Genomic DNA, 26,736 nt, shown 5'->3' with positions numbered 1-26,736 from the left:
CCACCCCCACACCCTCCCTCGTTCCGCGCGCCGCCCGCCGTCGTCGCCGGGCGCCCTCGCGCGTCCCCGTGCCGCGCCCCGTACCCCCGGCGCGCCGCGTTCCGGGCGGACCGCACACCGCGGCCCGCTCCCTCTCGGCCCTCACCGCGGGCCGACCGTCGCACAAGGAGCAGACCTTGTCACGACCAGTTCACCCCACGGACCCCCGACCCCGCCCGCTCCGCGGAGGAAACGCGGCCCTCGTCGCGCTCGCGGCCGGGACCCTGCTCGCCGGTGCGGTCCAGGCCGGTCCGGCGTCCGCCGCGCCGGGCGACCACCGTCCTGCGAAGATCGTCGCCACCCCGCGTGCGGGTGCCGCCCCGGCCGCCCTGCCGCCCGCCGAACACACGACACTGGTCGGCCGTGCGAAGGCTGCGGCCGCGGACACGGCGCGCACCCTCGACCTCGGGCCCCGGGAACGGCTCGTCGTGAAGGACGTCGCCCGGGACGCCGACGGCACCACGCACACGCGCTACGAGCGCACCTACGCCGGCCTTCCGGTGCTCGGCGGCGACCTCGTCACCCATGTGCGCGACGGCCGTACCACCGTCTCCGCGGCGACCGGAGCCGCGCTCACGGTGCCGACGACCACGCCGAGGGTGCCCGCGGCCGACGCCTCGGCGAAGGCCCTCGCGGTCGCGAGGAGGACCACCACGCCCGGGACGGGAACCGGGGTCGCCCGCGCCGCACGGCCCGCCCCACGGCTCGTCGTCCGGGCGACCGAGGCCGGGCGGCCGGTGCTGGCCTGGGAGTCGGTCGTCGAGGGCGTTCGGCAGGACGGCACCCCCAGTGAACTGCACGTCGTCACCGACGCGACCTCGGGCAAGGTCCTCCAGAGCTACGAGGGTGTGGAGACCGGCACAGGCACCGGCCAGTACAGCGGGACCGTGCCCCTCGGCACCACGCCGTCCGGATCGACGTACCAGCTCGTGGACGGCGACCGTGCCGGACACCGTACGTACGACCTGAACCAGGGCACTTCGGGGACCGGCGTCCTCTTCACCGACGACAACGATGTCTGGGGCGACGGGACCCAGGGAAACCGGCAGACCGCCGGTGTGGACGTGGCCTTCGGGGCGGCGGCGACCTGGGACTTCTACAAGGACGTCTTCGGCCGCAACGGCATCCGCAACGACGGCGTCGCCGCCTACAGCCGGGCCCACTACGGCAACAACTACGTCAACGCCTTCTGGTCCGACACCTGCTTCTGCATGACCTACGGCGACGGCTCCGGCAACGCCAAGCCGCTGACCGCGCTGGACGTCGCGGCCCACGAGATGAGCCACGGCGTCACCAGCGCCACCGCGAACCTGACCTACTCGGGCGAGTCCGGCGGCCTCAACGAGGCGACCTCGGACATCTTCGCCGCCGCGGTGGAGTTCCACTCGGATCTGGCCGCCGACGTCCCCGACTACCTCGTCGGCGAGAAGATCGACATCCGGGGCAACGGCACCCCGCTGCGCTACATGGACAAGCCCTCCCGGGACGGCTCCTCCCGCGACTACTGGGACTCCGGCCTGGGCGGCATCGACGTCCACTACTCCTCAGGACCCGCGAACCACTTCTTCTACCTCCTGTCCGAGGGCAGCGGGGCGAAGACCGTCAACGGCGTCGCGTACGACAGTCCGACCTACGACGGTCTGCCCGTGACGGGCATCGGCATCGAGAACGCCGAGCGGATCTGGTACCGGGCGCTGACGACGTACATGACCTCGACGACCGACTACGCGGGCGCGCGCACTGCCACCCTCCAGGCCGCCGCCGACCTCTTCGGCGCCTACAGCGACACCTATCTCACGGTCGCGGGCGCCTGGGCCGCGATCCACGTCGGCGACCGGGTGGCGCGGGGGGTCAACGTCGCGCCCGTCGGCGACCAGACCAGCGGCGTCGGCCAGCAGGTCGCGCTGCGGATCGGCGCCTACACCACCAACACGGACGCCACGCTCACGTACGAGGCGACCGGGCTCCCGGACGGGCTGTCCATCGGCGCCGACGGGCTGATCTCCGGCGTTCCCACCACCACCGGCACCAGCGATGTCTCCGTCACCGTGACCGACGGCACCGGCGCGAGTGCGACCGTCGCCTTCCACTGGCGGGTGGCGTACGTCTACGCCAACGGCACCCGGGTCGACATCCCGGACGCGGGCGCGGCGGTCGAATCGCCCGTCACCATCACCGGCCGCCCGGGCAACGCCTCGGCCGCCACGGAGGTCTACGTCAACATCGTCCACACCTACCGCGGCGACCTGACCGTCGACCTGGTGGGCCCCGACGGCACCGTCTACTCGCTGCTGAACCGCTCGGGCGGCTCCGCGGACAACGTCGACCAGACCTTCACCGTGGACGCCTCGGCGCAGCCCGTCGAGGGCACCTGGAAGCTGCGGGTGCGTGATCTGGCCGCGATCGACGTGGGCTACATCAAGCAGTGGCAGCTCACCCCCTGACCTGGGAAGAACCCCTGGCGCGCAGGCCCGGACCGGCACCCGGTCCGGGCCTGCGCGGCTGCCGGGGCGAGCCGGTGGCCTGTCCGATGTCTTGACGTGTACTTGGCATGATGGCTTTATGGGAGCGCTCCCATGAGTACCGACCACCCCTGCCCATGCCTGAGTTTCTTGGCGCTCACTCCCTGGAGTCGCAGTGAGATCAACAAGAAGCACGACACGAAAGAGGTCCCTGGCCGATCTGCTGACCGGGCTGACCGCGGTCCTCGGCCTCGTCGTCCTCGGCCTGTTCTGCCCGGCCGTCGCGCAGGCCCGGTCGCCCGGGGTCCTCGCCACCGGTCTCCACATCGCCGACGGCCGCCTGGTGGAGGGCAACGGCAACGACTTCGTCATGCGCGGCGTCAACCACGCCCACACCTGGTACCCGAGCCGGACGCAGTCCCTCGCGGACGTCAAGGCGCTGGGCGCCAACACCGTCCGGGTCGTCCTCGCCGACGGCCACCGCTGGAGCGCCAACAGCGCCACCGACGTGGCGAACGTCGTCGCCCAGTGCAAGGCCAACCGGCTCATCTGCGTCCTGGAGGTGCACGACACCACCGGCTACGGCGAGGACAGCGCGGCCGGCACGCTCGACGAGGCCGCCGACTACTGGATCGGCCTGAAGAGCGTGCTCGCCGGCCAGGAGAACTACATCGTCATCAACATCGGCAACGAACCGTGGGGCAACACCGACCCGGCCGGCTGGACCGCCCCGACGATCGCGGCGGTCCAGAAGCTGCGCAACGCCGGCTTCCAGCACACGATCATGGTGGACGCGCCCAACTGGGGCCAGGACTGGCAGGGCGTCATGCGCGCCAACGCCCAGTCCGTCTACGCCGCCGACACCACCGGGAACCTGATCTTCTCGATCCACATGTACAGCGTGTTCGACACGGCCCAGGAGATCACCGACTATCTGAACGCCTTCGTCAACGCCAAACTGCCCATCGTCATCGGTGAGTTCGGAGGACCCGCCGACCAGTACGGCGACCCCGACGAGGACACCATGATGGCCACCGCCGTGCAGCTCAAACTCGGCTACCTGGCCTGGTCCTGGAGCGGCAACACCGACCCGATCCTCGACCTGGCGCTCAACTTCGACCCCAAGCAGCTCAGTTCGTGGGGCCAGCGCATCTTCAACGGCGTCAACGGCATCGCCCAGACCTCCAAGGAGGCCACCGTCTACGGCGGCACCTCCGCCGACACCCAGGCGCCGACCGCCCCCGGCACCCCGGCCGCGTCCGCGGTGACCGCCACCTCGGTGACCCTCGGCTGGACCGCCGCCACCGACAACGTGGGCGTCGCCGGCTACGACGTCGTACGGATCAGCGGCGGCACCGAGACCGACGCCGCCGCCTCCACCACCAACTCCGTCACCGTGACCGGCCTCACCGCGAGCACCGCGTACACCTTCGCCGTCTACGCCCGCGACGCCGCCGGGAACCGCTCCGCGCGCTCCGCCACGGTGAACGTCACCACCGGCAGTGCCCCCACCGGGATCTGCTCCGTGGCCTACCGGATCGTGGGGGAGTGGCCGGGCGGCTTCCAGGGCGGCATCACCCTGCGCAACACCGGCACCGCGGCCATCAACGGCTGGAAGCTGGTCTTCGCCTTCGCCGACGGCCAGACGGTGAGCAACATGTGGGGCGGGACCGCCACGCAGAGCGGCGGCACGGTGAGCGTCGCCCCGGCCTCCTACACCTCCACCGTCCCCGCGGGCGGTTCGGTGGACGTCGGGTTCATCGGCACCGAGGGCGCCACCAACACCGCTCCGACGGCGTTCACCCTCAACGGCAGCGCCTGCACGCTCTCCTGACCCGCCCGCCACACCGACCGGCGCACCGCCCGGATGTCTCCCCGCCGGGCGGTGCGCCGCAGTCCATCGGGGGAAACGCGAGGTGGGTGGCCCGGGTCACATGGCACAACGGGCCCGGCGCCGACACCATGGTCCTCGTCACCGGCAGGCTGAAGGGATCCAGGATGTTCCGCAAGGTACTGGTCGCCAACCGTGGTGAGATCGCGATCCGGGCGTTCCGCGCGGGTTATGAACTCGGCGCGCGGACCGTCGCCGTCTTCCCGCACGAGGACCGCAACTCGCTGCACCGGCTGAAGGCGGACGAGGCCTACGAGATCGGCGAGCCAGGGCATCCCGTGCGGGCCTACCTCTCCGTCGACGAGATCGTCCGCGCCGCGCGCCGCGCCGGAGCGGACGCGGTCTACCCGGGCTACGGATTCCTCTCCGAGAACCCGGACCTGGCGCGCGCCTGCGAGGAGGCGGGCATCACCTTCGTCGGACCGAGCGCCCGTACCCTGGAGCTGACGGGCAACAAGGCCAGCGCGGTGGCCGCGGCCCGCGAGGCCGGCGTGCCGGTGCTCGGCTCCAGCGCGCCCTCCACCGACGTGGACGAACTCGTGCGCGCCGCCGAGGAGATCGGCTTCCCGGTGTTCGTCAAGGCGGTCGCAGGCGGCGGCGGCCGCGGTATGCGCCGGGTCGAGGACCCCGCGCTGCTGCGGGAGTCCATCGAGGCGGCGTCGCGCGAGGCGGCCTCGGCGTTCGGCGACCCGACCGTCTTCCTGGAGAAGGCCGTCGTCGACCCCCGCCACATCGAGGTGCAGATCCTCGCCGACGGCCAGGGCAATGTCATCCATCTCTTCGAGCGCGACTGCTCGTTGCAGCGGCGCCACCAGAAGGTCATCGAGATGGCCCCCGCGCCGAACCTCGACCCGGCGCTGCGCGACCGCATGTGCGCCGACGCGGTGCGGTTCGCCCGGCAGATCGGCTACCGCAACGCGGGCACCGTCGAGTTCCTGCTCGACCCCGAGGGCAACCACGTCTTCATCGAGATGAACCCGCGCATCCAGGTCGAGCACACGGTGACCGAGGAGGTCACCGACGTCGACCTGGTGCAGGCGCAGCTGCGCATCGCGGCCGGCGAGAGCCTGGCCGACCTCGGCCTGTCCCAGGAGACCGTCACCCTGCACGGGGCCGCCCTCCAGTGCCGTATCACCACCGAGGACCCGGCCAACGGCTTCCGCCCCGACACCGGACGGATCACCGCCTACCGCTCGCCGGGCGGGTCCGGCATCCGTCTGGACGGCGGAACCACCCACGCGGGCACCGAGATCAGCGCGCACTTCGACTCCATGCTGGTCAAACTCAGCTGCCGGGGACGGGACTTCAAGTCCGCGATCGGCCGGGCCCGGCGGGCCGTCGCCGAGTTCCGCATCCGCGGTGTGGCCACCAACATCCCCTTCCTCCAGGCCGTGCTGGACGACCCGGACTTCCAGGCCGGGCGGGTGACCACCTCGTTCATCGAGCAGCGGCCGCAGCTGCTCACCGCCCGGCACTCCGCCGACCGCGGCACCAAGCTGCTGACGTACCTCGCCGACGTCACGGTGAACAAGCCGCACGGCGAACGGCCCGTGCTGATCGACCCGGTCACCAAGCTGGCGCCGCCGTCCGCCGCCGAGCCGCCCGCGGGCTCCCGGCAGCGGCTCGTCGACCTCGGCCCGCAGGGCTTCGCCCGCGCGCTGCGCGAGTCGCCGACCATCGGCGTCACCGACACCACCTTCCGCGACGCCCACCAGTCGCTGCTGGCCACCCGGGTACGCACCAAGGACCTCCTCGCCGTCGCCCCCACCGTCGCGCGCACCCTGCCCGAGCTGCTGTCCCTGGAGTGCTGGGGCGGCGCCACCTACGACGTCGCCCTGCGCTTCCTCGCCGAGGACCCCTGGGAGCGGCTGGCCGCCCTGCGCGAGGCGGTGCCCAACATCTGCCTCCAGATGCTGCTGCGCGGCCGCAACACCGTGGGCTACACGCCCTACCCGACGGAGGTGACCGACGCCTTCGTGCAGGAGGCCGCGGCCACCGGCATCGACATCTTCCGCATCTTCGACGCCCTCAACGACGTCTCCCAGATGCGGCCCGCGATCGACGCCGTACGGGAGACGGGCACGGCCGTCGCCGAGGTGGCGCTGTGCTACACCTCCGACCTGTCGAACCCGGCGGAGCGGCTGTACACCCTGGACTACTACCTGCGGCTGGCCGAGCAGATCGTCGAGGCCGGCGCCCACGTTCTGGCCGTCAAGGACATGGCGGGCCTGCTGCGTGCCCCGGCCGCGGCCAAGCTGGTCTCCGCCCTGCGCCGGGAGTTCGACCTGCCGGTGCACCTGCACACCCACGACACCGCGGGCGGCCAGCTCGCCACCTACCTCGCCGCGATCCAGGCCGGCGCCGACGCCGTCGACGGGGCGGTGGCCTCGATGGCGGGCACCACGTCGCAGCCGTCGCTGTCGGCGATCGTGGCCGCGACCGACCACTCCGAGCGGCCCACCGGCCTCGACCTCCAGGCCGTCGGCGACCTGGAGCCGTACTGGGAGAGCGTGCGCCGGATCTACGCGCCGTTCGAGGCGGGGCTGGCCTCGCCGACCGGGCGGGTGTACCACCACGAGATCCCCGGCGGGCAGCTGTCCAACCTGCGTACCCAGGCGGTCGCGTTGGGCCTCGGCGACCGCTTCGAGGACATCGAGGCGATGTACGCGGCCGCCGACCGCATCCTGGGCCACCTGGTCAAGGTCACCCCGTCGTCCAAGGTGGTCGGGGACCTCGCCCTGCACCTGGTGGGCGCCGGAGTGTCCCCGGCGGAGTTCGAGGAGACCCCGGACCGGTTCGACATCCCCGACTCCGTGATCGGCTTCCTGCGCGGCGAACTGGGCACCCCGCCCGGCGGCTGGCCGGAGCCGTTCCGCAGCAAGGCGCTGCGCGGCCGCGGCGAGGCCAAGCCCGTGCAGGAGCTGACCGAGGAGGACCGCACGGGCCTGGAGAAGACCCCGCGCGCGACGCTCAACCGGCTGCTGTTCCCCGGCCCGACGCGCGACTTCGAGACGCACCGCCAGACCTACGGCGACACCAGCGTGCTGGACAGCAAGGACTTCTTCTACGGTCTGCGGCCGGGCACGGAGTACGTCGTCGACCTGGACCCCGGCGTCCGGCTCCTGATCGAGCTGGAGGCCGTCGGCGAGGCCGACGAGCGCGGCATGCGCACCGTGATGTCGACGCTCAACGGCCAACTGCGCCCGATCCAGGTGCGCGACACCGCGGCGGCCGCCGACGTCCCGGTGACCGAGAAGGCGGACCGGACCAAGCCGGGCCATGTGGCGGCGCCGTTCGCGGGCGTCGTGACGCTCGTCGTCGACGAGGACGACGAGGTCGAGGCCGGGGCCACGGTGGCCACCATCGAGGCGATGAAGATGGAGGCCACGATCACCGCCCCGAAGGCCGGGAAGGTGACCCGGCTGGCGATCAACCGGATCCAGCAGGTGGAGGGCGGCGACCTGCTCGTCGAGATCGGCTGACCCGGGTCCGGCGCACCGGTGCTTCCCGCACCGGCGCGCCGGGCATCCGGCGGACCCAGGGGCGGGCGACGGAAGTTGCCCGCCCCTCGCCGTGCGCCGTGCGCCGACGACCGACGGCGGCCGCAGCGCCCCCTCCGACGGCGATCCCGGGGGCCAGGGAGTGCTCTGTGAGTCGAGAGGCCACAGGGGCGACAGTGCGGGCTGGGACCCGTCCCACCAGGGAATTCACCCTCTTTGCCCGATGGCATGTTCCGGTCAAATCTGTCACGATTTCGGGAGCCGTCCCCCGACCCCACGGGACACGGCGGGAAATCTCACCTCAGCGATCGCGCGAGCGACGCTCGACCCCGGCCGCCCGGCGCACCCCAGCCGGTCCTGCGGCCACCGAGCACGCCGGAATCCCGGCCGCCGAAAAGGAGTTACGTGTGAGACCGACCCCCCACAAGGCCCTCGCCGCGAGTCTGCTGGTCCTCGCCGCGTCGGCCGCAGCCCTGTTCCCCGCCACCCCGGCCGCGGCCGCCGCCCCGCCGGCCGCCGTGCCCGCGGCAGCCCCGGCCGCCGCCTGCACCCCGGCCCAGGTGGTGGGCAACGGCGACTTCGAGAGCGGCACTTCGTCGTGGACCCAGTCCTCGACCACCGTGATCACCAGCCGAACCGGCCAGAGCGCCCACGGCGGCACCGCCTTCGCCTGGCTGGACGGCGTCGGCGGCACCCACACCGACACGCTCTCCCAGAGCGTCACCGTCCCGTCCGGGTGCAGCAGCGCCAGCCTCACGTTCTGGCTGCACATCGACACGGCGGAGACGACCTCGTCGACGGCCTACGACAAGCTGACGGCGAAGATCGGCAGCACCACCCTGGCGACGTACTCGAACCTCAACAAGGCCACCGGCTACGCCCAGAAGACGTTCGACGTCTCGGCGTTCGCGGGCCAGACCGTCACGCTCGCCTTCACCGGAACGGAGGACTCCAGCCTCCAGACCAGCTTCGTCCTGGACGACATCGCCCTCAACACCTCCGGTGACACGAGTCCGCCGGCCGACTCCACCCGTACCCCCGCGGCCCCCGCGTACACGGTCGGCCTGACCAGCAACACCAGCGGCACCAGCTGGACCGGCCACGAGAGCGTGACCTTCACCAACGCCTCCGCCACCGCGCTCGGCGAGGTGTACCTGAGGCTGTGGGACAACTACCACGGCACGTGCTCCGCGATGCCCATCGTCGTGAGCAACGTCAGCGGCGGCACCGCCGGTTCCCTCTCGGTCGCCTGCACGGCCCTCCAGATCAGCCTGTCCTCGCCCGTGGCGCAGGGCCAGAGCGCGACGATCGGCTTCGACCTGGCCATCACCGTGCCCAGCGGCGCCGACCGCTTCGGCTACGACGGGGCCTTCGTCAACATCGGCAACGCGCTGCCCGTCCTCGCGGTCAAGGACGGGGCCGGCTGGCACCTGGACCCGTACACCAACAACGGCGAGTCGTTCTACTCCCTGGCCGCCGACTTCAAGGTGACCCTCGACCACCCGACGAGCCTGCTCGTCCCGGCCACCGGAACCTCGGTCGACACCGCCGGATCGAGTGGCCGTACGGTCACCACGGCAACCGCTTCCAAGGTCCGCGACTTCGCCTGGGCCGCCGGGCCGTTCACCAAGATCTCCGGCACCTCCACCGCCGGCACCGCGATCAACATCTACTCCGTGACGGGCATCAGCTCCTCCAGCGCGCAGTCGATGCTCACCACCGCCAAGTCCGCGGTGGACGCCCACGCCGCCCGCTTCGGCGCGTACCCGTACGGCGAGCTGGACGCGGTGATCGACAACAACTACTGGTTCGGCGGCATGGAGTACCCCGGGTTCGTCCTCGACCTGGTCAGCACCACCGCGCTCACCCACGAGATCGGTCACCAGTGGTTCTACGGGATCGTCGGCGACGACGAGTACAACAGCCCCTGGCTCGACGAGGCGTTCACCGACTACGCCACCGACCTGGCGCAGGGCAAGACCGGGACCAGCTGCTGGAGCAGCGTCTCCTGGGCCTCGTCCGCGGAGAAGATCACCAACTCGATGGCGTACTGGGACGCCCACTCCTCCCGGTACTCCACCGTCGTCTACGGCTACGGCAAGTGCGCCCTGCACGACCTGCGCCGTCAGCTCGGTGACACCGTGATGGCCAACCTGCTGAAGAGCTACGCCGCTTCGCACTGGTACGGCGTCTCGACCACGGCCGAGTTCAAGGCGGCGGCGCAGGCGGTCACCACCACGGACCTGACCTCCTTCTGGAGCACGCACCGCATCGACGGCTGACCGGGCACCACCTGTCGCACATCGGCCGTCAGGCCGCCGCCCCGGGCGTCCCGGGCGCGGCGGCCTGACGGGTCGCGCCACCGGTGCCGGTGCCTGTGTCGTAGGCGCTGATGACGAAGGTGACGCTGATCAGCAGCGCCCAGGAGGCCCACTTGGACACCGAGACGGGCTCCCAGCCGTGCGCCTGGTACGGGTACGTCCAGGCCCCCAGATAGGTGGCGATGTTCTCGGCGATCCACAGGAAGAACCCGATCAGGGTGAAGGCCAGCCCCAGCGGCATCCGGTACCGCCGCTCGCCGATGGCGAAGCGCACCCACGCCCCCGCGGTCACGGCGAGCAGCAGGGCGCCGAGCGGCCAGCGCAGGTCCGGCAGCCAGTGATGGCTGAGGAAGTTGCCGTACAGGCAGACGGCGAGCGCGGCCGTGGCGCGGGCCCGGTAACCGGACATCGTCAGGCGCATCAACCGCCAGGAGCGGCAGACATAGCTGCCGACGGCGGCGTACATGAAGCCGCCGTACAGCGGCACCCCGGCCACCTTGGTCAGCGCCGGTTCGGGATAGCTCCACGCTCCCACCCGCACCTTGACCAGCTCGAAGGCCAGCCCCAGCAGATGGCAGACCGCCACCACCGCCAACTCCCGCCTGGTCTCCCACCCCAGCAGCAGCCCGGCCCCGGTCAGCAGCACCCCGTACACCAGGAGCAGGTCGTAGCGTGCCACCGGCAGCGGCGGCAGGAGGGTCGAGGCCGCCATCCCGCCCAGCAGCGCGGCGGCGAACACACAGCAGCGCGTCTGCAACCACGCGAACCGCAGCAACTGCCCCACGAACACCCCGGCACTCTCCATGAACCCGCGCATGTTCCTCTAGACAGCCGCGACGGCACGGGAGTTGCCGTAGGGGCGGCCATAAGTTCGGGTGTCACCGATCGGGCCGAGGACCGTTGTTCGACATACCACTCGATCCATTGAAAAATCCGGCTTCTGTGCACACCGCCCCCGAGCAGGGCATTCCCTTGATCGGATATGCCCCAACTGCGAACGGAGACGTCCGGTGCGAATGACCGACATCCAGCGCTGCGACATCCGGCCCGGACGGCTCGTCGAGTGGACGCTCAGCCCCGCCACCGTCGAGGCGGCGGCGGACCTGCCGGACGACACCCGGCCCCCCGCGTACATCCAGGAGTCGCACATCAGGACGGCCCGCACCGTACGGGAGGACGGCCTGTTCGTGCCGACCTGGCTGGGCACGGTCTTCGACATCCCGGGGCAGGTCGACCTCGACGTGCTCCAGGAGGCGTTGCGCACCTGGACGGTGCGGCACGAGACGCTGCGCAGCGGATTCCGCTGGGACGGCGACGAGATGCGCCGGTTCACGCTCGACGCCGGTGCCGTGTCCCTGCGGCGCGCGGTCATCGGCGACTTCCCCGACGCGGCGGAACTCGTCCAGCACCTCCAGGACCGCTTCGACGTCGCGGCCGACGCCCTCGGCTGGCCCAACTTCCTGTACACGGCGATCGTCCGGGACGACGGCGCGACCGTGCACATGGTCTTCGACCACAGCAACGTCGACGGCTACTCCCTGCAACGCATCCCGGTCGAGATCCACGAGCTGTACGCGGCGAGGGCGCAGGGCCGCTCCGTCGAGGAGACGCCGGTCAGCAGCTACGTCGACTTCTGCGAGATCGAGCGGGCGGACGCCGACCGGGTCGACGACACCCACGCCATCGTCGTGCGCTGGCGGGAGTTCATCGAGCGCTGCGACGGGAAGCTGCCGGACTTCCCCGTCGACCTCGGCCTCGAACCCGGCGGCGCACTGCCCACCCAGAAGCTGATGCGCGAGAAGCTCGTGGACGCGGACGCCGCCGCCGCGTTCGAGGCGTACTGCCGCCCCTACGGCGGAAGCCTGGTCGGCGTCCTGGCCGCCACCAGCCTGCTCGTGCACGAGATCGGCGGACAGGCCGTCTACCGCACGGTGGTGCCCTTCCACACCCGGGTGAAGTCCCAGTGGTCCGACTCCGTCGGCTGGTACGTCGGCGGCGCGCCCATCGAGGTCTCCCTCGCGCAGGCCCCGGACTTCCCGGGCGCGCTGCGCACCGTACGCGCCGAACTCCAGGCCAACAGGTCACTGGCGCGCATCCCGCTCGCCCGCGTACTGCGCCTGCTCGGCGCCGACTTCCGGCCGACCTCGCCCGACCTGTACTCGATCGTCTCCTACCTCGACGCCCGCGGTATCCCCGGCGCCGCCCGCTGGGCCGAGCTGAACGCGTACGCACTGCTGCGGGTGTCCTACGGCGACCAGGTGTGCGTCTGGGTCAACCGGATGCACGAGGGACTGTGGCTGGCGAGCCGCTACCCGGACACCGACATCGCGTCGAAGAACATGCGGCTGTACGTCGAACGGCTGCGGGACGTGATCCTGTCGGTCGCCCGTGGAGTCCCCGTGCCCCGGACCGCGGCAAGTGCCGAGGCGCTTGCGGGCCGGTCCGGCGTGCCCGTGCGCCCGAGGGAAAAGGAGCTGACAGGCGGCGGCGACGGACGCTAGGGTCCGCGTGATGATGACCGACACTCCGCACAGATCGGGGGTTCTGTCCGCGCAAGGTGAGTGCTGATGCTCACTCGAACCGCGTACGGGGACACCCGCCTTTCCCTCTGGCAGCGCGTGCGCGAGTTCGCCGTGCCGCCCTCGATGATCGAGACCGCCACCGCCCGCCGCCGTACCGGCGACTGGGCGGGCGCCTGCGCCGCCGCAGGTGTCGACGTCGACCTCGACCTACGGTGTGCGGCACGGACGTACGGCCGGGAGTCGGCCGCCCGACTCCGTGCCGATCTGCGTCGGCTGGCGCCCGACCTGCTGCGCTGGCACATGCCGAGGATCGCCCCCGACGGGCTGCTGCGCCCGGGCCTGACCATCGCGCTGGCCAGGTACGACACCGCCGGACACCACGGTGAACGCCCGCTGTTCCTGGTGGCCAGGACACCGCCCGCCTGGGCGGACGCCGGCCAGCGGATCAGCCTCGCCCTGTGGGACGGCTCCCCGGACGACGCGGGAGCACGCCGTCATCCGCACCCCCGCCCCGACCGGCGGTTCCGGCTCGACCTGCACCGCCATCTGTGGGACGCGCACCGGTCCGACGAACTGCGCGCCCGCTCGGGAGCGGACCGGGCCCCGCACGACGGCGGCTCCCCGACGGAACCGGATCCCTGGCAGCACGTGCCGGCGGGGTACGGCTGCGCCGTCGGCCGATGGGCGGCCGAGGCGGGTGTGCTGCTCGCCGCCGAGGGGTGCGACAGCGGTGCCGTCACCGTCCGGCTGGACGCCAGGCACCGGCTGAATCTGCGCCTTTCCGCGGACGAGGACGGCGGCGGCCTCGGTCCGCGGTCCGCGCGGATCACACCGGCCACCCCGGACGGCGGCACCCGGGCCCTGCCGGTGCTGCCCGACGCGGCGACCTGGGTCCTGCCCGACCTGGAACTGCTGCGCACCGGCCGTATCACGGCCGACCGGCTGCACCCGCTGGTCGCCGCGGCATTGACGCCCGGTCACCCGCCGGCCCCGGTGCGCGTCCCGGTCCCGGCGGGGCCCCGCCTGGTGGAGTGCCGGGGAGCCCGGCACCGTATCGGCCTGGTCGACGGCGTGCTGGTCCCGCTCGACCACGACCCCGCCGAGGTCCGCCGGGAGACGCTCCTGGCCGAGCTCACCGGCACCCCGCTGCCCTGCCTCCAGGCGATCGGCGAGGCGCACCGCCGTCCGGAGTGCCTCGCCGACGTCCGGGAACGCATCGGCCACGGCGACATCGCGGGGGCGCTGGCCGTCGTCGAGGGGTTGCTCGGCCCGGACGCGCTGCTGCGCGACGGGGTGCTGCGGGACGAACTGGAGGCGGCCGCGCAGCGGCGGATCGTCTACGGCCTGTTCCGCACGGGCCTGTTCGGTCCCGGCCCCGACCGCCTCGGCCCGGGACCCCGTCGCCCCGCCGCCCATCGCTCCCACCCACGGCACACGACCGCCCGCTGACCCGTTCGCCGGCTCGCGGGACCTCCCGTGCCCTCGTATCCATTCCATGCCTCACGAACCCGAAGGTGACCCGCCATGCCCTTGTACGACGAGACCCGAGACACCCGAGACACCCAAGACGCCCAAGACGCCCAAGACCCGCAACCGGCCCCGGAGACCGGCGAGACCGGGACCCTCCACGACCTCGACTTCGACCGCGCCTCCCCGCTCGATGTCGCGGGCGAGCTGCTGGCCCTGCTGCGTGAAACGGACACGGAACCGCGCCCCGACGACCAACTGGAGGCCCTCGCCCTCGCGGTGAGCGCCGATCTTCCCGTGCTGCTGTGGGGAGAGCCGGGGATCGGCAAGACCGCCGCGCTCACCCAGCTCGCCGAGACCCTGGACCTGCCGCTGACCACGGTGATCGCCAGCGTGCACGAGCCGTCCGACTTCTCCGGGCTGCCCGTGGTCGGCGAGGACCCCGCCCGGCACGGTGTCCCGATGGCCCCACCGGACTGGGCGGTGCGACTGGTACGGGCCGGGCGCGGGCTGCTGTTCCTGGACGAGCTGTCCACCGCGCCGCCGGCCGTCCAGGCCGCTCTGCTGCGCCTGGTGCTCGAACGACGGATCGGCGCCCTGCAACTCCCGCCCGGAGTACGGATCGTGGCCGCCGCCAATCCGCGGTCCTCGGCCGCCGACGGCTGGGAGCTGAGCCCACCCCTCGCCAACCGGTTCGTCCATCTCCAGTGGACCCACGACCACGAGGTCGTCGTGCGCGGCCTCGGCGGGACCTGGCCCCGGGCCACCCTGCCCCGGCTCGACCCGCGAAGGCTGCCGCAGGCCGTCGACCACGCCCGCCGAGCGGTGTGCGGGCTGCTCGCCGCCCGGCCCGGACTCGTGCACCGGCTGCCCACCGACGAGGCCCGCCGCGGCGGTCCCTGGCCGTCCCCGCGGAGCTGGGACGCGACCCTGCGTCTGATCGCCTTCGCCACCGCGGCCGGCTCCTCCCGGGACGTGCTCTCCCTGCTGGTCAGGGGCAGCGTGGGGGACGGGCCGGGGCTGGAACTGCTGGCGAGCCTGGACCGGATGGACCTGCCCGACCCCGAGGACCTGCTCGCCGACCCCGCGGCCGCCGTCCTGCCGGAGCGGGGCGACCTTCGCCAGGCCGTACTGGACGGGGTGGTGGCGGCGGTCCGCGGACGTCCGGAGAAGTCCCGCTGGGACGCGGCCTGGGCGCTGCTGGTCCGCGCCCTGGAGACCGGCGCGCCGGATCTCGTGGTCGTACCCGCGACCACCCTCGCCACCCTGCGCCGAGCGGACTGGGACGTACCGGAGGCGATTGAGCGGCTCGCCGGAGCGGTGGCCCTGTCCCGGCGGGCCGACCGCACGGCGGCCCGCGTCGCCGCGAAGGCGGGCCGATGACCCCGCACCCGCCCGTGGAACTGGACCGCGACAAACTCTTCGCCGCCCGGCTGAACGCCGCACGCGCCCGGCCCTACCTGGCGACGGCGCTCTTCGCCCTGCACCCCGTCGCGTCGCGGTCCGTCCCGACGATGGCCGTCGACCGGCACTGGCGGTGCTATGTCTCGCCGGTGTTCGTCGCCCGCACCCCGGTGGAGGAACTGGCCGCGGTGTGGGTGCACGAGGTGTCGCACCTGCTGCGCGACCACCACGGGCGCAGCGACCGGTTCGCGCGCGAGAAGGGACTGACCGGTCCCGCGGAACGGCTGCGGATGAACATCGCCGCGGACTGCGAGATCAACGACGACGCCTTCGGCGACGGCCTGGTCCAGCCCGAGGGCGCCGTCACGCCCGAGTTCCTGAATCTGCCCGCGGGGCGGCTCATGGAGGAGTACCTGAGCCGATTCCGGCTCGGGCCGCACACCCAGAGCCTGGTCTGGCTGGACTGCGGCAGCGGCGCCGACGGGCTGGACCGGGAGTGGGACCTCGGCCCGGACGGCGCCCACGGCCTCAGCGACCAGGAACGCGACGCGGTCCGCTTCCGGGTGGCGCAGGGCATCAACGGCCGGCCGGGGGACACTCCGAAGGGCTGGCGGCGGTGGGCGGAGGAGGTGTTCCATCCGCCCCAGCCGTGGCGGGAGCTGCTGGGGGCGGCCGTCCGCTCGGCGGCCTCCGGCTCCGGCGCGGGCGACGACTACAGCTACGGCCGCCCGGCACGGCGTTCGGCCGGGGTGCCCGGGGTCGTGCTGCCGAGCCTGAGGCGCCGCCCGCCCCGGGTCTGCGTGGTCATCGACACGTCCGGTTCGGTCAGCGACAGCGAACTGGGCAGTGCGCTGCTGGAGGTCGCCGCGATCGTCCGTGCGGTGGGCGGCCGCCGGGACCTGGTCACCGTCGTGCCGTGCGACGCTGCCGCGCGGACCGTACTCCCGCTGTGCCGGGCCGAGGGCATCGCGCTGACGGGCGGCGGAGGCACGGACCTGCGTACCGGGTTCGCCACGGCGCTGCGGCGCGGGCCCCGGCCGGACGTGATCGTGGTCCTGACGGACGGTCAGACGCCCTGGCCGGCCGAACGGCCCCCGTGCCGGACGGTGGTGGGGCTCTTCGCCCGGCACGGCGGCTCGTCGTGGCACGAGGACGGCCCGGGCCACAGACGCGGCTCGCCGCCCGCCTGGGCCCGGACCGTGGTCATCGGCCCGGCCGCCGACGCCCGATGAGTCCGGCCGGACGGGCAGGGGAGGGGGAAGGAGGCCGTACCGGTGCGGAGCGGCCGAGCGGCCCTCCGGCCCGCGTCACGGGCGGATGCCGTCGCAGGCGATCCGCAGATGACGCGGGCCGCGCAGGACCGCGTTCTGCCGGTACGGAGGCGGGTCCTCCAGCAGCCGCGGGTTCTCCAGCCGACGGGCCAGTTCGCTCAGCGCGAGCTGCGCCTCAAGCCGGGCCAGGGGCGCACCGAAGCAACTGTGGATGCCGCTGCCGAAGCCCAGGTGCTGGATGTCCCCGCGGTCCGGGTCGAACCGGTCCGGATGGTCGAAGCGCTCCGGGTCGCGGTTGCCCGCCGCCAGCACCAGCCACACAGACGCGCCCTTGGGAATGGTGATGCCACGGACCTCGATGTCGGCGAGCGTGGTGCGTTGCGGCACCAGCTGCACCGGCGGCTCGAAGCGCAGCAGTTCCTCGACGATGTCGACCGAGAGCTTCGGATCCTCGCGCAGCCGCCCGAGGATCTCGGGGTTGCGCAGCAGCGTCAGCATCCCGTTGGTGATCAGGTTGACCGTGGTCTCATGACCGGCGATCAGCAGCAGCGCCGCGGTGCTCAGCAGCTCCATCGTTGTCATGGTGCCGTCGGGCCCCGGCGCGGTCGCCAGCTCCGAGAGCATGTCGTTGCCGGGGTTCTTGCGGCGTTCCTCCACCAGCCCGGCCAGGTACATGCCCAGTTCGGTGCGGGCGCTGTGCGTGCGCTTCAGCCGTTCGGCGGGGTCGGGGGCGTCCGGATCGGGGTCGAGGCCCGCGGCGATGGTGTCCGCCCAGCTGTGGAAGCGCGCCTCGTCCTCGCGCGGCACGCCCAGCAGCCGGCAGATCACGGTCACCGGGAAGGGGTACGAGAACTGGTCGACCAGGTCGATGTGTTCCGGGTCTCCGATGCCGTCGATGAGGCCGGAGACGATCTCCACCAGGTCGCCGTGCATGTCGTTGACGCGGGTGGGGCAGTGCGGCGGCCCGAACGACCGGTTCGTCATCCGCCGCAGCCGGTCGTGCTCGGGCGGGTCGAGCCGCAGGAAGCTCGGCGGCAGGGCCGACTCCTCCTGCGCGTCGGCGCCCAGCGGGCTGCTCGCGGTGTCCTTCAGGTTGCGCGCGTCGGAGCTGATCCGCGGATCGTGCAGCAGGCTGCGGATGTCGTAGTACGAACTGAGCACGAAGGGGCCGTCCCCGCGCTGGTACACGGGCGTCTTGCGCAGCTCCTCGTACAGCGGGTACGGGTCGGCACGATGGGAGTAGTCGATGATCTGGCGCAGGATGTCTTGCGTCATGAGGTGTCCTCGGGAGCGTCGGATCAGTGCCTGGCGGGGGTGAACGTCATCCGCCGGTCCGCGGGCGAGTAACCGCTCAGGGTGACGGTCGGACCGTGCGAGGGCACCGACGGGTCGGGGAAGTCCGCGGGCAGCGGGCGATTGCCCTCCGGGCGGCGGTCCACCGTGGGGAACGGAGGCGGGAACGGCGCCGTGGTCTCGATGAGCTGCTCGTAGAACGGCAGCCACCGTGTCTGGTCGAAGGTGACGGCGCCGATGACGCGCCCCTGATAGCCGTACACACCGGTGAACCTGCGCTCTTCCCGGGAACCCTGGGCGATGAGGATCTCCGTGCCCATCGACGGCACTCCGACCGACTTGATGTTGACCCCGAACTGCGAGGACCAGAAGGCCGGCACCCACATGTGCGGGCGGCGGTCGACGCTTTCGCTCAGCATGTTGTGGGCCGCGGTCTCGGCCTGGGCCACGGCGTTGCCCCAGTGCTCCAGTGAGAGGAACTGGTAGCCGAACAGCGCGTGCGGGGAGCGTGCGACATCGCCCGCCACATAGATGTCGTCGGTGACGATGCCCCGGACGTCGAAGGCCCGGCAGCCGGCGTCGCAGGCGATGCCCCGGGGGCCCGCGCCGAGTCCGGAACCGAGGAGCCACTCGGTGTTGCGGGTGGCGCCGAGCGACACGATCACCACGTCGGTCTCGACGCTGCTCCCGTCGGACAGCCGGGCGGAACGCACATGCCCCGAGGAGTCGCCCTCCAGCGCGGTCACCATGACGCCGGTGCGCAGATCGACGCCGGCCTCGCGCTGCATCTTGGCCGCGACCTCGCCGACGACCCCGCCGAGCGCGCCGACCAGCGGTGCGGCGCCGCGCTCGGCCACGGTGACCGACAGCCCGCGCTCCCGGCAGGCGGAGGCGATCTCGGAGCCGGTGAACCCGGCGCCGATCACCAGCACCCGTCGAGGACTCTGCGCGAGCGCGCGCTCCAGCGCGACGGCGTCGTCGCGGGTGCGCAGGACGAACACCCCGTCGAGCTCGGCCTCGTCCTCCTGGGGCCAGGGCCTGGCCCGCACTCCGGTGGCGATGAGCAGCCGGTCGTACTCGACCTCGTCGCCGTCGGCCAGCCGTACCCGCCGGGCCGCCATGTCTAGGCCGGCGGCCGCGACCCCGAGGCGCCACTCGGCGTCGATCGCCCGGCGCCGGGGGAGCGCGGTGTGGTCCGCCGTGGCCCGGCCCAGCAGGACCTGCTTGGACAACGGGGGGCGGTCGTAGGGCTCGTAGGGCTCGTCCCCGATCATCGTGAGGGAGCCGGTGAAGCCCTCCGCGCGCAGTGTCTCCGCGCCCCGCAGCCCCGCGAGCGAGGCGCCGACCACGACGATGCGCCCTTCGCGCTTGAGCTGGTCGAGGTACTTGTCACTGCTCACGGGTCGCCTCCTGAGCGGGTGCGGGAGTGCCGTCGGTGCCGTCCAGCCCTTCCGCGAAGATGGCCTGTACCGGGCAGGCCGCCACGGCGCGCGCGATCTCGTCGCGCCGGGAGTCGTCGGCCTGCGGGTCGTAGAGCAGCGCCTCCTCGCCGTGCATGGCGAAAACGTCGGGTGCGAGGAACGCGCACTGCGCGTATCCCTGGCAGCGGTTGAGATCGACGACAAGCCTCACCGAGGTCAGCCCTTCCGTGGCCCCCTGCCCGCCCCCACGCCCTCAGCATGGACCGGCGCACCTGGCGTCGCGCGTCGAGGCGTGCCGAGGGAATGACGGCTCAGCGCGCGCGCCCGTAGCGGGGCGGCCGGCGCAGACCGACCCGCAGCAGATGCAGGCTGACCACCAGCGCCCAGAACGGGAAGAGCAGTTCGGACCAGGGCAGTGCGGAACTCACGAGGAGCAGGATCAGCCCGACGGCGTAGCCGAAGAGGGCGAGCGGGCGCGGGAAGACCTGGAGGCGGTGCCCGATGGTCGAGGCGGTGAGGACGAACACGGACGCCATCCGCAGCGCGTACGTCGTCATCAACGTGTACGCGAAATCGCGGCCGAACGTCGAGGGCCCCTCGTTGAGCACGGTCCCCGCCGCCGCACCGGCGCCGAACATGGTGGCCACGAACACCAGGCCGCTGCCCAGGAACACGGTGGCGACGAACCGGTCCTCGGCGTCGCCCACCTGGGCGCGCAGCGCGCCCATGAACCACAGGAAGAAGATTCCCGCGAACGGAATGATCTCCAGCGCCACCTGCACCGCCCAGCGCATGTTCTGGGCGATGACGGCGTTGGCCGCACCCCCCGCGGGTACGGCGATCCGCACCAGGACGATCGCCGTCGCGAGGAGCACCGCGAACACGGTCCCGGCCACACCGGCCGCGCGCGGTGTCCGCAGCCGCTCGTCCTCCGGGGCCATGCACGCTCGCTCTCTCTGCGGCTCGCTTCGGCTTTCCCCTCCCGGTCCAGCAAGCAGGCGCGCCTGCGCCCCCGCCACCGGGGGCACCCACCGGGGTGACGTCCCGCCGTACGGCGGGACGGGGCGTCGGGCGGAGCGGACAATAAAGGCCCGACAGACGCCCGACAGGTGCCCGGACTGCCGAAAGGTGTCCGGCAGACGTCCGGAAGGTGTCTCGGGAATGGCTTGGAGGATGTCCGGTGGGGCGTCCGGTGGGGTGCCGGTGAGGTATTTCGGCCGGGTGTTCGCCGGGCGCCGACGGGTCCCCGCGCAACGACGTTGCACCCGAAGGGCCTTACCCACTGGTGACGGGCGCTTTCGCCGTGTAGCGTCGTCGTCAGATGTCGTGGTTCGCCGTACGCGCCCGCACTGTCGTGCGGGCGCTTTGCTGTGCAGTGCCCGAGGACCAGGACGACCACCTCCGGGTTCGCGCGGTGCGAACCCGTCACCGATTGAGAGGCACCGGCATGGCCAGCGGAACCGTCAAGTGGTTCAACTCCGAAAAGGGCTTCGGCTTCATCGCGCAGGACGGCGGCGGTCCCGACGTCTTCGCGCACTACTCCAACATCAACGCCAGCGGTTTCCGCGAGCTCCAGGAAGGCCAGGCGGTGACCTTCGACATCACCCAGGGCCAGAAGGGCCCGCAGGCGGAGAACATCACCCCCGCCTGATCCGGTGAGACCTGCCCGCCCGTCGGCCTCCGGGCCGACGGGCGGGTACGCCCGCCGCCGGCCGGTCAGCCGATGAAATCGGCGACCATGGTGGCGAACTCGTCCGGCGTGGACAGCCGGACGCCCAGGTCCTCGGCCTTGGCCCGCTTGGAACCGGCGCCCTCGCCGGCCACCACCAGCGTGGTCTTCTTCGAGACGCTGGACGAGGAGCGGCCGCCCGCACGTTCGATCAGTTCGTTCATCTGGTTGCGGCTCAGTTTCTCCAGCGGGCCCGTCATCGCGCCCGTGACCACCACGGTCATCCCCGACAGCGGCCCGCCCTGCGGCGCCTGTGCCGTGTCCTCGTCGCCGCCGCCCTCGGCACCGGCGGCGGGCGCGGGGGTGGCACCGGGCTCGGTCATGTTCACCCCGGCGGCCACGAGTCTGTCGATGAGCGGGCCGAGTTCGGCCAGCTCCGCGACGATGGACGGGGCCTTCTCGGTCCCGATGCCCTCGACCTGCTGCATCCTCGCCGCGTCGGCGGCCCGTATCTCGTCCATCGTGGCGAAGTATCTGGCGATCCGGCGCGACATGGAACGGCCCGTGCCGCGCACGCCGAGCGCGCACAGCACCCTGGACAACGGCCGGCCCTTGGCGGTCTCGATCGCGGCGAGCAGGTTGTCGCTGCTGGTGGCACCCATCCGGTCCAGCCCGAGCAGTTGCTCGCGGGTGAGCGCGAACAGGTCGGCGAGATCGCCGACCAGGCCCGCTTCGACGAGCTGCACGACGCGGGTGCCGCCGAGGCCCTCGATGTCGAGCTGGTCGCGCCCCGCGGCGTAGGCGAGGGAGGCGACCAGGTGGCAGTTGCGTCCCTGCTCGCAGCGCCAGCGTTCCTGGCTGGTGTCGATGGCGGAACCGCACCGCGGGCACACCGAGGGGAACTCGATCGTCCGCTCCGCACCGGTGCGCAGATGGGCCACCGGGGCCTCGATGCGGGGGATGACGTCACCGGCCCGGTGGACCATGACGTGGTCGCCCAGCCGGAGGTCGCGACGGGTGATGTCGGCCGGGTTGTGCAGGGTGGCGTAGGTGATGGTGGACCCCTCGATCTCCACCGGTTCCAGCACACCGCGCGGGGCGATGATGCCGGTCCGCCCGACGTTCCACTCCACCTCCAGGAGCCGGGTGATCTTCTCCACGGCGGGCAGCTTGTACGCGATCGCCCAGCGCGGCGCCCGCGAACCCGATCCGGCGGCCTGCTGATCGGCCGCCAGGTCGGCCTTGACGACGATGCCGTCGATCCCGAACGGCAGCCCGGCGCGGAGCGCCGCGATCTCCGCCACCCGGGCCAGCACCTGTTCGGCGGTGTCGGCGACCACACCGGGCACCTCGGTCGCCGCGGTCGTGTGCACCCCCAGCTCGGCGGCCAGGGCCATCAGGTCGCTGTGGGCGAGCTCGCCCAGCCGTGCGGCGAGCGCGGGGTCCGTGTCGGGCCGGGGCAGCAGCCCGTAGCCGAAGAACGTCATCGGCACGGTGTAGGCGCGCTCCTTGGCCCGCAGCGTGCCCGCCGCCGCGTTGCGGGGGTTGGCGAACGGCTGCCCGCCGTGCGCGGTACGCACCTCGTTGGCGTGCTCGAACTGGGCGACCGTCATCAGCACTTCGCCGCGGACCTCGACCGTGACCGGTTCGGCCAGTGTCTGCGGCAGGCCCTCGATCGTGCCGATCGCGTGCGAGACGTCCTCCCCGGCCGTGCCGTCACCACGGGTGATCAGTCTGCTCAGCCGGCCCTCGGTGTAGCGGGCGGCGACGGCGAGTCCGTCCAGCTTCGGCTCGACACCGAACCGGGTTACCTCGCGACCGAGGCGCCGGCCCAGGGAGGCGGCCCAGGCGGTGAACTCCTCCGCGGAGAACACGTTGTCCAGGCTGAGCATCGCCACCGTGTGCGGCACGTCGCCCTCGGCCGCGCCGCCCGCCACCTTGCCCGTCGGGGAGTCGGGCCGCACCTCGTCGGGGTGCGCGGCCTCCCAGGCGGCGATCCCGCGGACCAGCCGGTCGTAGGCGTCGTCGTCGAGTGAAGAGGTGCCGCTCGCGTAGTAGGCGGCCGCGGCCTCCACGGCGTCCTCGACCGCCCGCGCGTAGGCGGCGGCATCCATGATCACTGCAACTGGTGTCGTCATGACCTGCATCTTGCCTCCCCCCACTGACAACGGGCCCCCGCGAGGGCCCGGACGGACCGAGGCGCGGGACGCCCCGGCCTGGCCGCGGGTGCCGGCCCGTCAGGTGCGGTACCCGAGGATGGTCATCATCCCGGACTCGGAGTGGTACTGGTTGTGGCAGTGCAGCATCCACAGACCCGGATTGTCGGCGTCGAACTCCACCACCAGCTTGCGATGCGGCAGTACGTACGCGGTGTCCTTGCGGACCCCGGCCGCGTCGAGGCCGGTCATGGCGAAGGTGTGGCCGTGCAGATGCAGCGGATGCCACATGCTGGTGGAGTTGATGAGGCTCAGCCGAATCCTTTCGCCTTGGCGGATCGGATGACGCTGCTCCACGGAGTACGGCCGGTGGTCGAAACTCCAGTCGAAGTCCCTCATGTCGCCGTTCAGCTTGATGCGGATCTGGCGGTCCGGGTCGCGCTCCGGCAGCGCCACGGAGTCCTGCGGCCTGAGGCGTCTGGCCGGCACGAGCCGCCCGTCCAGCTCGTCGGGGAACACCGAGGGTGACGGCGGCGTCCCGCTCTTGTCGGTACGCAGCACCGCCATCGCCCGCGCCTGCTTGCCCTCGGCCAGCGCGACCAGCGGGAACACCCCGTCCTTGGCGGTGACGAGCACGTCGTAGCGCTCGGCCATGCCCAGCAGCAGCGCGTCGGTCGTGTGGTGCTCGACCGGGTAGCCGTCGGTGTGCGTCACCGTCATCTCGTGGCCGCCCAGCGCCACCCGGAAGGCCGTGTCGCCACTGGCGTTGATGATGCGCAGCCGGATGCGGTCCTTGGCGCGGGCCTTGAAGACCGTGGGCGCCTGCGGGCGGCGGCCGTTGATCAGGTAGTACGGGTAGGCGACGTTGCCGCCCTCGCTGCGCAGCAGGTGGCTGCGGGAACCGTGCAGCATCCGGGAGGGCCCCATGGGCTTGCCGCCGTTGCTGCCGCGACCGCCGTGGTCGTGCGACGCGCCCCCGCCCTTGCCCATGCCCATGTCCATCGCCGGGCCCTTGCCGTGGCGCAGCTCCGCCAGCACGTCGTCCGGAGTGGAGCCGTCCACCCCGTCCAGCCAGTCGTCCAGGACGACGACCCACTCCTTGTCGTAGGCCAGCGGCTCCTTGGGGTCCTCCACGATGAACGGGGCGTACAGACCGCGGTCGAGCTGCATGCCCGAGTGGGAGTGGATCCAGTACGTACCGGGGTGCTGGGCGACGAAACGGTAGGTGAAGTCCGCGCCGGGGGCGATGGGGTTCTGGGTCAGATCGGGCACGCCGTCCATGTCGCAGCGCATGCGCACGCCGTGCGAGTGCAGCGTCGTCGCCGCGGGCAGATGGTTGGCGAGCGTGAGGTCGAGGGTGTCGCCCGCGGTGATCCGGACCTCCTTCCCGGGCAGCGAGTCGCCGTACGCCCAGGATCTGACGGTCCGCCCGCCGAGGTCCAGGGAGGTCTGGGTGGCGGTGAGCTTGAACCGGCGGACGGGCCCGGACCCGCGTCTGCGCTCGGCGGCGACGACCTCGGGACCCGACGGGTCGACATACCCCTTGGGCCCCTTGGGGACGAACCGGGTGCCGCCGGGGCCGGAACCGGTACCGCCGGGGCCGGGGCCCTGTCCGGGACCGGGACCGGAGGCCGGGGGCGAGTCCGACCCGGAGCATCCGGTCAGGAGTCCCGAGCCGGCCGCAACGACCGAGGCACCGAGCAAGGCGCGTCGCGTATATGTGTGCATGAACGTATAACACACGTCTTGGGGCGATTTATGTGAGAACTGAGGCGGCGCGTCGGGTGAATCGCGGGCCCGATGTCCTGATCGCCGCCCGCGCGGTGAGCCCGGCCGGGACGCGCGGAGGGGGCCGCTCCGGTGCGGAGCGGCCCCCTCGGGCCGGAGGAGGGGCAGGTCAGACGCGGCCCGCCTTGGCCGGATCGCGCTCCACGACGGGACCGAGGACACCGTCGACGGCCTCCATGAGCTCGGCGTCCAGCTTGATGCCCGCGGCCTTCACGTTCTCCGTGACCTGCTCGGGCCGTGAGGCACCGATGATGGCGGCGGAGACGTTGGGGTTCTGGAGGACCCAGGCCACGGCCAGCTGGGCCAGTGACAGCCCGGCCTGATCGGCGAGCGGCCGCAGCCGCTGGACGCGCTCCAGCACCTCGTCCTGGAGGAACCGGCCGACGAACGTCGCGCCGCCCTTCTCGTCCGTGGCCCGGCTGCCCGCCGGCAGCGGGGCGCCGGGCGCGTACTTGCCGGTGAGGACGCCCTGCGCGATGGGCGACCAGACGATCTGGCCGAGACCCAGCTCCTCGCACGTCGGGACGACCTCGTCCTCGATCACCCGCCACAGCATCGAGTACTGCGGCTGGCTGGAGACCAGCGGGAAGTGCAGTTCCCTGGCGAGCGCGTGGCCCTCGCGGATCTGGTCGGCCGTCCACTCGGAGACCCCGATGTACAGCGCCCTGCCGGAGTGGACCACGTCGGCGAACGCCTCCATGGTCTCCTCCAGCGGGACGGAGGCGTCGTAGCGGTGCGCCTGGTACAGGTCGACGTAGTCGGTCTGGAGCCGACGCAGCGAGTTGTCGATCGACTCCATGATGTGCTTGCGGCCCAGGCCGCGGTCGTTGGGGCCGGGACCGGTCGGGAAGTAGACCTTGGTGAAGATCTCCAGCCCTTCCCGCCGCTCGTCCTTCAACGCCCTGCCGAGGACGGCTTCGGCGCGGGTCTGGGCGTAGACGTCGGCGGTGTCGAAGGTGGTGATCCCCGCGTCGAGGGCGGCGCGCACACAGGCGAGCGCCGCGTCCTCCTCGACCTGGGAACCATGGGTGAGCCAGTTGCCGTAGGCGATCTCACTGATCATCAGGCCGCTGCGGCCGAGGTGACGGAACTCCATGCCGCGACCCTACTTCCGGACCACGGCATGTGACCGGACCGTCGTGCGGGTACCTGGGGCCTGTCCTACCGCTTCTGCGCCCGGTAGCGCTTCATCAGCGCGGTGATCCGCGCCGGGTCGCCCCGGCCGTTGAGTTCGGCCACGAGGTCGTCGGGACAGAGGTCGTAGAGATCGCCCCACCACCTGCGCCCCCGGTTGTCCCAGATCCGGTAACCGCCCGGCACGCCCCTGGCGACGTAACGTCTTCTGCTCACAGTCCCCTTGTCCCGGGCGCCGGTCGTGGTGTCGTCGAGCGGGTCGTCCCCGACGCGTGACCCTACGCGGACCGCGGCCGCCCCGCGAGGCGATATGCGCCCCGCACCGGGCGGACGCCGCTGCGGTCGTCCCTGGGTGCCGGGATAGGGTGCGTGGGTGGAACGGGTGCTGGTGGTGGGGG

At 72.2% G+C, this 26,736-nt stretch carries 18 protein-coding genes; 9 read left to right on the top strand and 9 right to left on the bottom strand.

What is annotated here, in order from left to right; all coding sequences use genetic code 11:
* Window positions 1-176: 176 nt before the first annotated feature.
* From FNH09_RS27230 to FNH09_RS27215, 4 genes are all read left to right on the top strand, one after another.
* Window positions 177-2,483, top strand: a complete 2,307-nt coding sequence (locus FNH09_RS27230) for a M4 family metallopeptidase (RefSeq protein ID WP_152892538.1) — start codon at window positions 177-179, stop codon at window positions 2,481-2,483.
* Between the two features lie 193 nt (window positions 2,484-2,676).
* The gene (locus FNH09_RS27225) at window positions 2,677-4,335 is read left to right on the top strand and encodes a cellulase family glycosylhydrolase (protein ID WP_162469167.1); all 1,659 of its coding nucleotides are present in this window, start codon (window positions 2,677-2,679) and stop codon (window positions 4,333-4,335) included.
* A gap of 164 nt (window positions 4,336-4,499) precedes the next feature.
* Entirely contained in the window at window positions 4,500-7,874 is a 3,375-nt protein-coding gene (locus tag FNH09_RS27220; protein WP_152892544.1) for a pyruvate carboxylase, read from the top strand.
* Window positions 7,875-8,299: 425 nt separating this feature from the next.
* Window positions 8,300-10,174 carry a M1 family aminopeptidase gene (locus tag FNH09_RS27215; protein WP_162469166.1) on the top strand — a complete coding sequence of 625 codons (1,875 nt, stop codon included), beginning with the start codon at window positions 8,300-8,302 and terminating at the stop codon, window positions 10,172-10,174.
* A gap of 28 nt (window positions 10,175-10,202) precedes the next feature.
* Here the strand turns inward: FNH09_RS27215 and FNH09_RS27210 are convergent, their stop codons facing one another.
* Window positions 10,203-11,018: a DUF817 domain-containing protein gene (locus FNH09_RS27210; RefSeq protein WP_238427137.1), complete on the bottom strand. Its 816-nt coding sequence runs from the start codon at window positions 11,016-11,018 to the stop codon at window positions 10,203-10,205.
* Window positions 11,019-11,223: 205 nt separating this feature from the next.
* Here FNH09_RS27210 and FNH09_RS27205 point away from each other — a divergent pair, with 205 nt between their 5' ends.
* The 4 genes from FNH09_RS27205 to FNH09_RS27190 all read left to right on the top strand — a co-directional run bounded on the left by FNH09_RS27205 (window position 11,224) and on the right by FNH09_RS27190 (window position 16,838).
* Window positions 11,224-12,714 carry a condensation domain-containing protein gene (locus FNH09_RS27205; RefSeq protein ID WP_162469165.1) on the top strand — a complete coding sequence of 497 codons (1,491 nt, stop codon included), beginning with the start codon at window positions 11,224-11,226 and terminating at the stop codon, window positions 12,712-12,714.
* Window positions 12,715-12,780: 66 nt separating this feature from the next.
* Entirely contained in the window at window positions 12,781-14,184 is a 1,404-nt protein-coding gene (locus tag FNH09_RS27200; protein WP_152892532.1) for a hypothetical protein, read from the top strand.
* 75 nt (window positions 14,185-14,259) lie between these two features.
* A complete protein-coding gene (locus FNH09_RS27195; protein ID WP_152892530.1) occupies window positions 14,260-15,585 on the top strand; it encodes an AAA family ATPase in 1,326 nt (441 codons plus the stop codon).
* Window positions 15,582-16,838 carry a vWA domain-containing protein gene (locus FNH09_RS27190; protein ID WP_152892528.1) on the top strand — a complete coding sequence of 419 codons (1,257 nt, stop codon included), beginning with the start codon at window positions 15,582-15,584 and terminating at the stop codon, window positions 16,836-16,838. The genes FNH09_RS27195 and FNH09_RS27190 overlap by 4 nt, the downstream gene beginning before the upstream one ends.
* A gap of 75 nt (window positions 16,839-16,913) precedes the next feature.
* On the opposite strand, the gene FNH09_RS27185 is transcribed toward FNH09_RS27190, so the two are convergent.
* The 4 genes from FNH09_RS27185 to FNH09_RS27170 all read right to left on the bottom strand — a co-directional run bounded on the left by FNH09_RS27185 (window position 16,914) and on the right by FNH09_RS27170 (window position 20,532).
* A complete protein-coding gene (locus FNH09_RS27185; protein WP_152892526.1) occupies window positions 16,914-18,152 on the bottom strand; it encodes a cytochrome P450 in 1,239 nt (412 codons plus the stop codon).
* Window positions 18,153-18,175: 23 nt separating this feature from the next.
* Window positions 18,176-19,570, bottom strand: a complete 1,395-nt coding sequence (locus tag FNH09_RS27180; protein WP_162469164.1) for an FAD-dependent oxidoreductase — start codon at window positions 19,568-19,570, stop codon at window positions 18,176-18,178.
* The gene (locus FNH09_RS27175) at window positions 19,560-19,802 is read right to left on the bottom strand and encodes a 4Fe-4S domain-containing protein (protein WP_162469163.1); all 243 of its coding nucleotides are present in this window, start codon (window positions 19,800-19,802) and stop codon (window positions 19,560-19,562) included. The genes FNH09_RS27180 and FNH09_RS27175 overlap by 11 nt, the downstream gene beginning before the upstream one ends.
* Before the next feature lie 100 nt (window positions 19,803-19,902).
* Window positions 19,903-20,532 (bottom strand): hypothetical protein, encoded by a 630-nt coding sequence (locus tag FNH09_RS27170; RefSeq protein WP_152892522.1) that lies wholly within the window; start codon window positions 20,530-20,532, stop codon window positions 19,903-19,905.
* 506 nt (window positions 20,533-21,038) lie between these two features.
* On the opposite strand from FNH09_RS27170, the gene FNH09_RS27165 reads away from it, so the two are divergent.
* Entirely contained in the window at window positions 21,039-21,242 is a 204-nt protein-coding gene (locus tag FNH09_RS27165) for a cold-shock protein (RefSeq protein WP_059190954.1), read from the top strand.
* A gap of 65 nt (window positions 21,243-21,307) precedes the next feature.
* Here the strand turns inward: FNH09_RS27165 and ligA are convergent, their stop codons facing one another.
* The 4 genes from ligA to FNH09_RS27145 form a co-directional block, all read right to left on the bottom strand.
* Window positions 21,308-23,398, bottom strand: coding sequence for an NAD-dependent DNA ligase LigA (gene ligA / locus FNH09_RS27160; protein ID WP_162469162.1), 2,091 nt, complete (start codon window positions 23,396-23,398; stop codon window positions 21,308-21,310).
* A gap of 99 nt (window positions 23,399-23,497) precedes the next feature.
* Window positions 23,498-25,144, bottom strand: a complete 1,647-nt coding sequence (locus FNH09_RS27155) for a multicopper oxidase family protein (RefSeq protein WP_152892518.1) — start codon at window positions 25,142-25,144, stop codon at window positions 23,498-23,500.
* 169 nt (window positions 25,145-25,313) lie between these two features.
* A complete protein-coding gene (locus tag FNH09_RS27150; RefSeq protein ID WP_152892515.1) occupies window positions 25,314-26,300 on the bottom strand; it encodes an aldo/keto reductase family protein in 987 nt (328 codons plus the stop codon).
* Between the two features lie 65 nt (window positions 26,301-26,365).
* Window positions 26,366-26,554: a hypothetical protein gene (locus FNH09_RS27145; protein WP_162469161.1), complete on the bottom strand. Its 189-nt coding sequence runs from the start codon at window positions 26,552-26,554 to the stop codon at window positions 26,366-26,368.
* Window positions 26,555-26,736 lie beyond the last annotated feature (182 nt).

Origin of the sequence: Streptomyces adustus (genome assembly GCF_009377175.1) — a bacterium.
In the GTDB taxonomy this organism is placed as follows: domain Bacteria; phylum Actinomycetota; class Actinomycetes; order Streptomycetales; family Streptomycetaceae; genus Streptomyces; species Streptomyces adustus.
This window is presented reverse-complemented; position numbering and strand designations above follow the sequence as displayed.

Excerpts from the sequence above, each read along its gene's own strand:
- FNH09_RS27220 (WP_152892544.1), top strand. The coding sequence starts at position 4,500 with ATGTTCCGCAAGGTACTGGTCGCCAACCGTGGTGAGATCGCGATCCGG.
- ligA (WP_162469162.1), bottom strand. The coding sequence starts at position 23,398 with ATGACGACACCAGTTGCAGTGATCATGGATGCCGCCGCCTACGCGCGG.
- FNH09_RS27150 (WP_152892515.1), bottom strand. The coding sequence starts at position 26,300 with ATGGAGTTCCGTCACCTCGGCCGCAGCGGCCTGATGATCAGTGAGATC.
- FNH09_RS27210 (WP_238427137.1), bottom strand. The coding sequence starts at position 11,018 with ATGGAGAGTGCCGGGGTGTTCGTGGGGCAGTTGCTGCGGTTCGCGTGG.
- FNH09_RS27190 (WP_152892528.1), top strand. The coding sequence starts at position 15,582 with ATGACCCCGCACCCGCCCGTGGAACTGGACCGCGACAAACTCTTCGCC.
- FNH09_RS27170 (WP_152892522.1), bottom strand. The coding sequence starts at position 20,532 with ATGGCCCCGGAGGACGAGCGGCTGCGGACACCGCGCGCGGCCGGTGTG.
- FNH09_RS27200 (WP_152892532.1), top strand. The coding sequence starts at position 12,781 with ATGCTCACTCGAACCGCGTACGGGGACACCCGCCTTTCCCTCTGGCAG.
- FNH09_RS27195 (WP_152892530.1), top strand. The coding sequence starts at position 14,260 with ATGCCCTTGTACGACGAGACCCGAGACACCCGAGACACCCAAGACGCC.
- FNH09_RS27155 (WP_152892518.1), bottom strand. The coding sequence starts at position 25,144 with ATGCACACATATACGCGACGCGCCTTGCTCGGTGCCTCGGTCGTTGCG.
- FNH09_RS27185 (WP_152892526.1), bottom strand. The coding sequence starts at position 18,152 with ATGACGCAAGACATCCTGCGCCAGATCATCGACTACTCCCATCGTGCC.
- FNH09_RS27165 (WP_059190954.1), top strand. The coding sequence starts at position 21,039 with ATGGCCAGCGGAACCGTCAAGTGGTTCAACTCCGAAAAGGGCTTCGGC.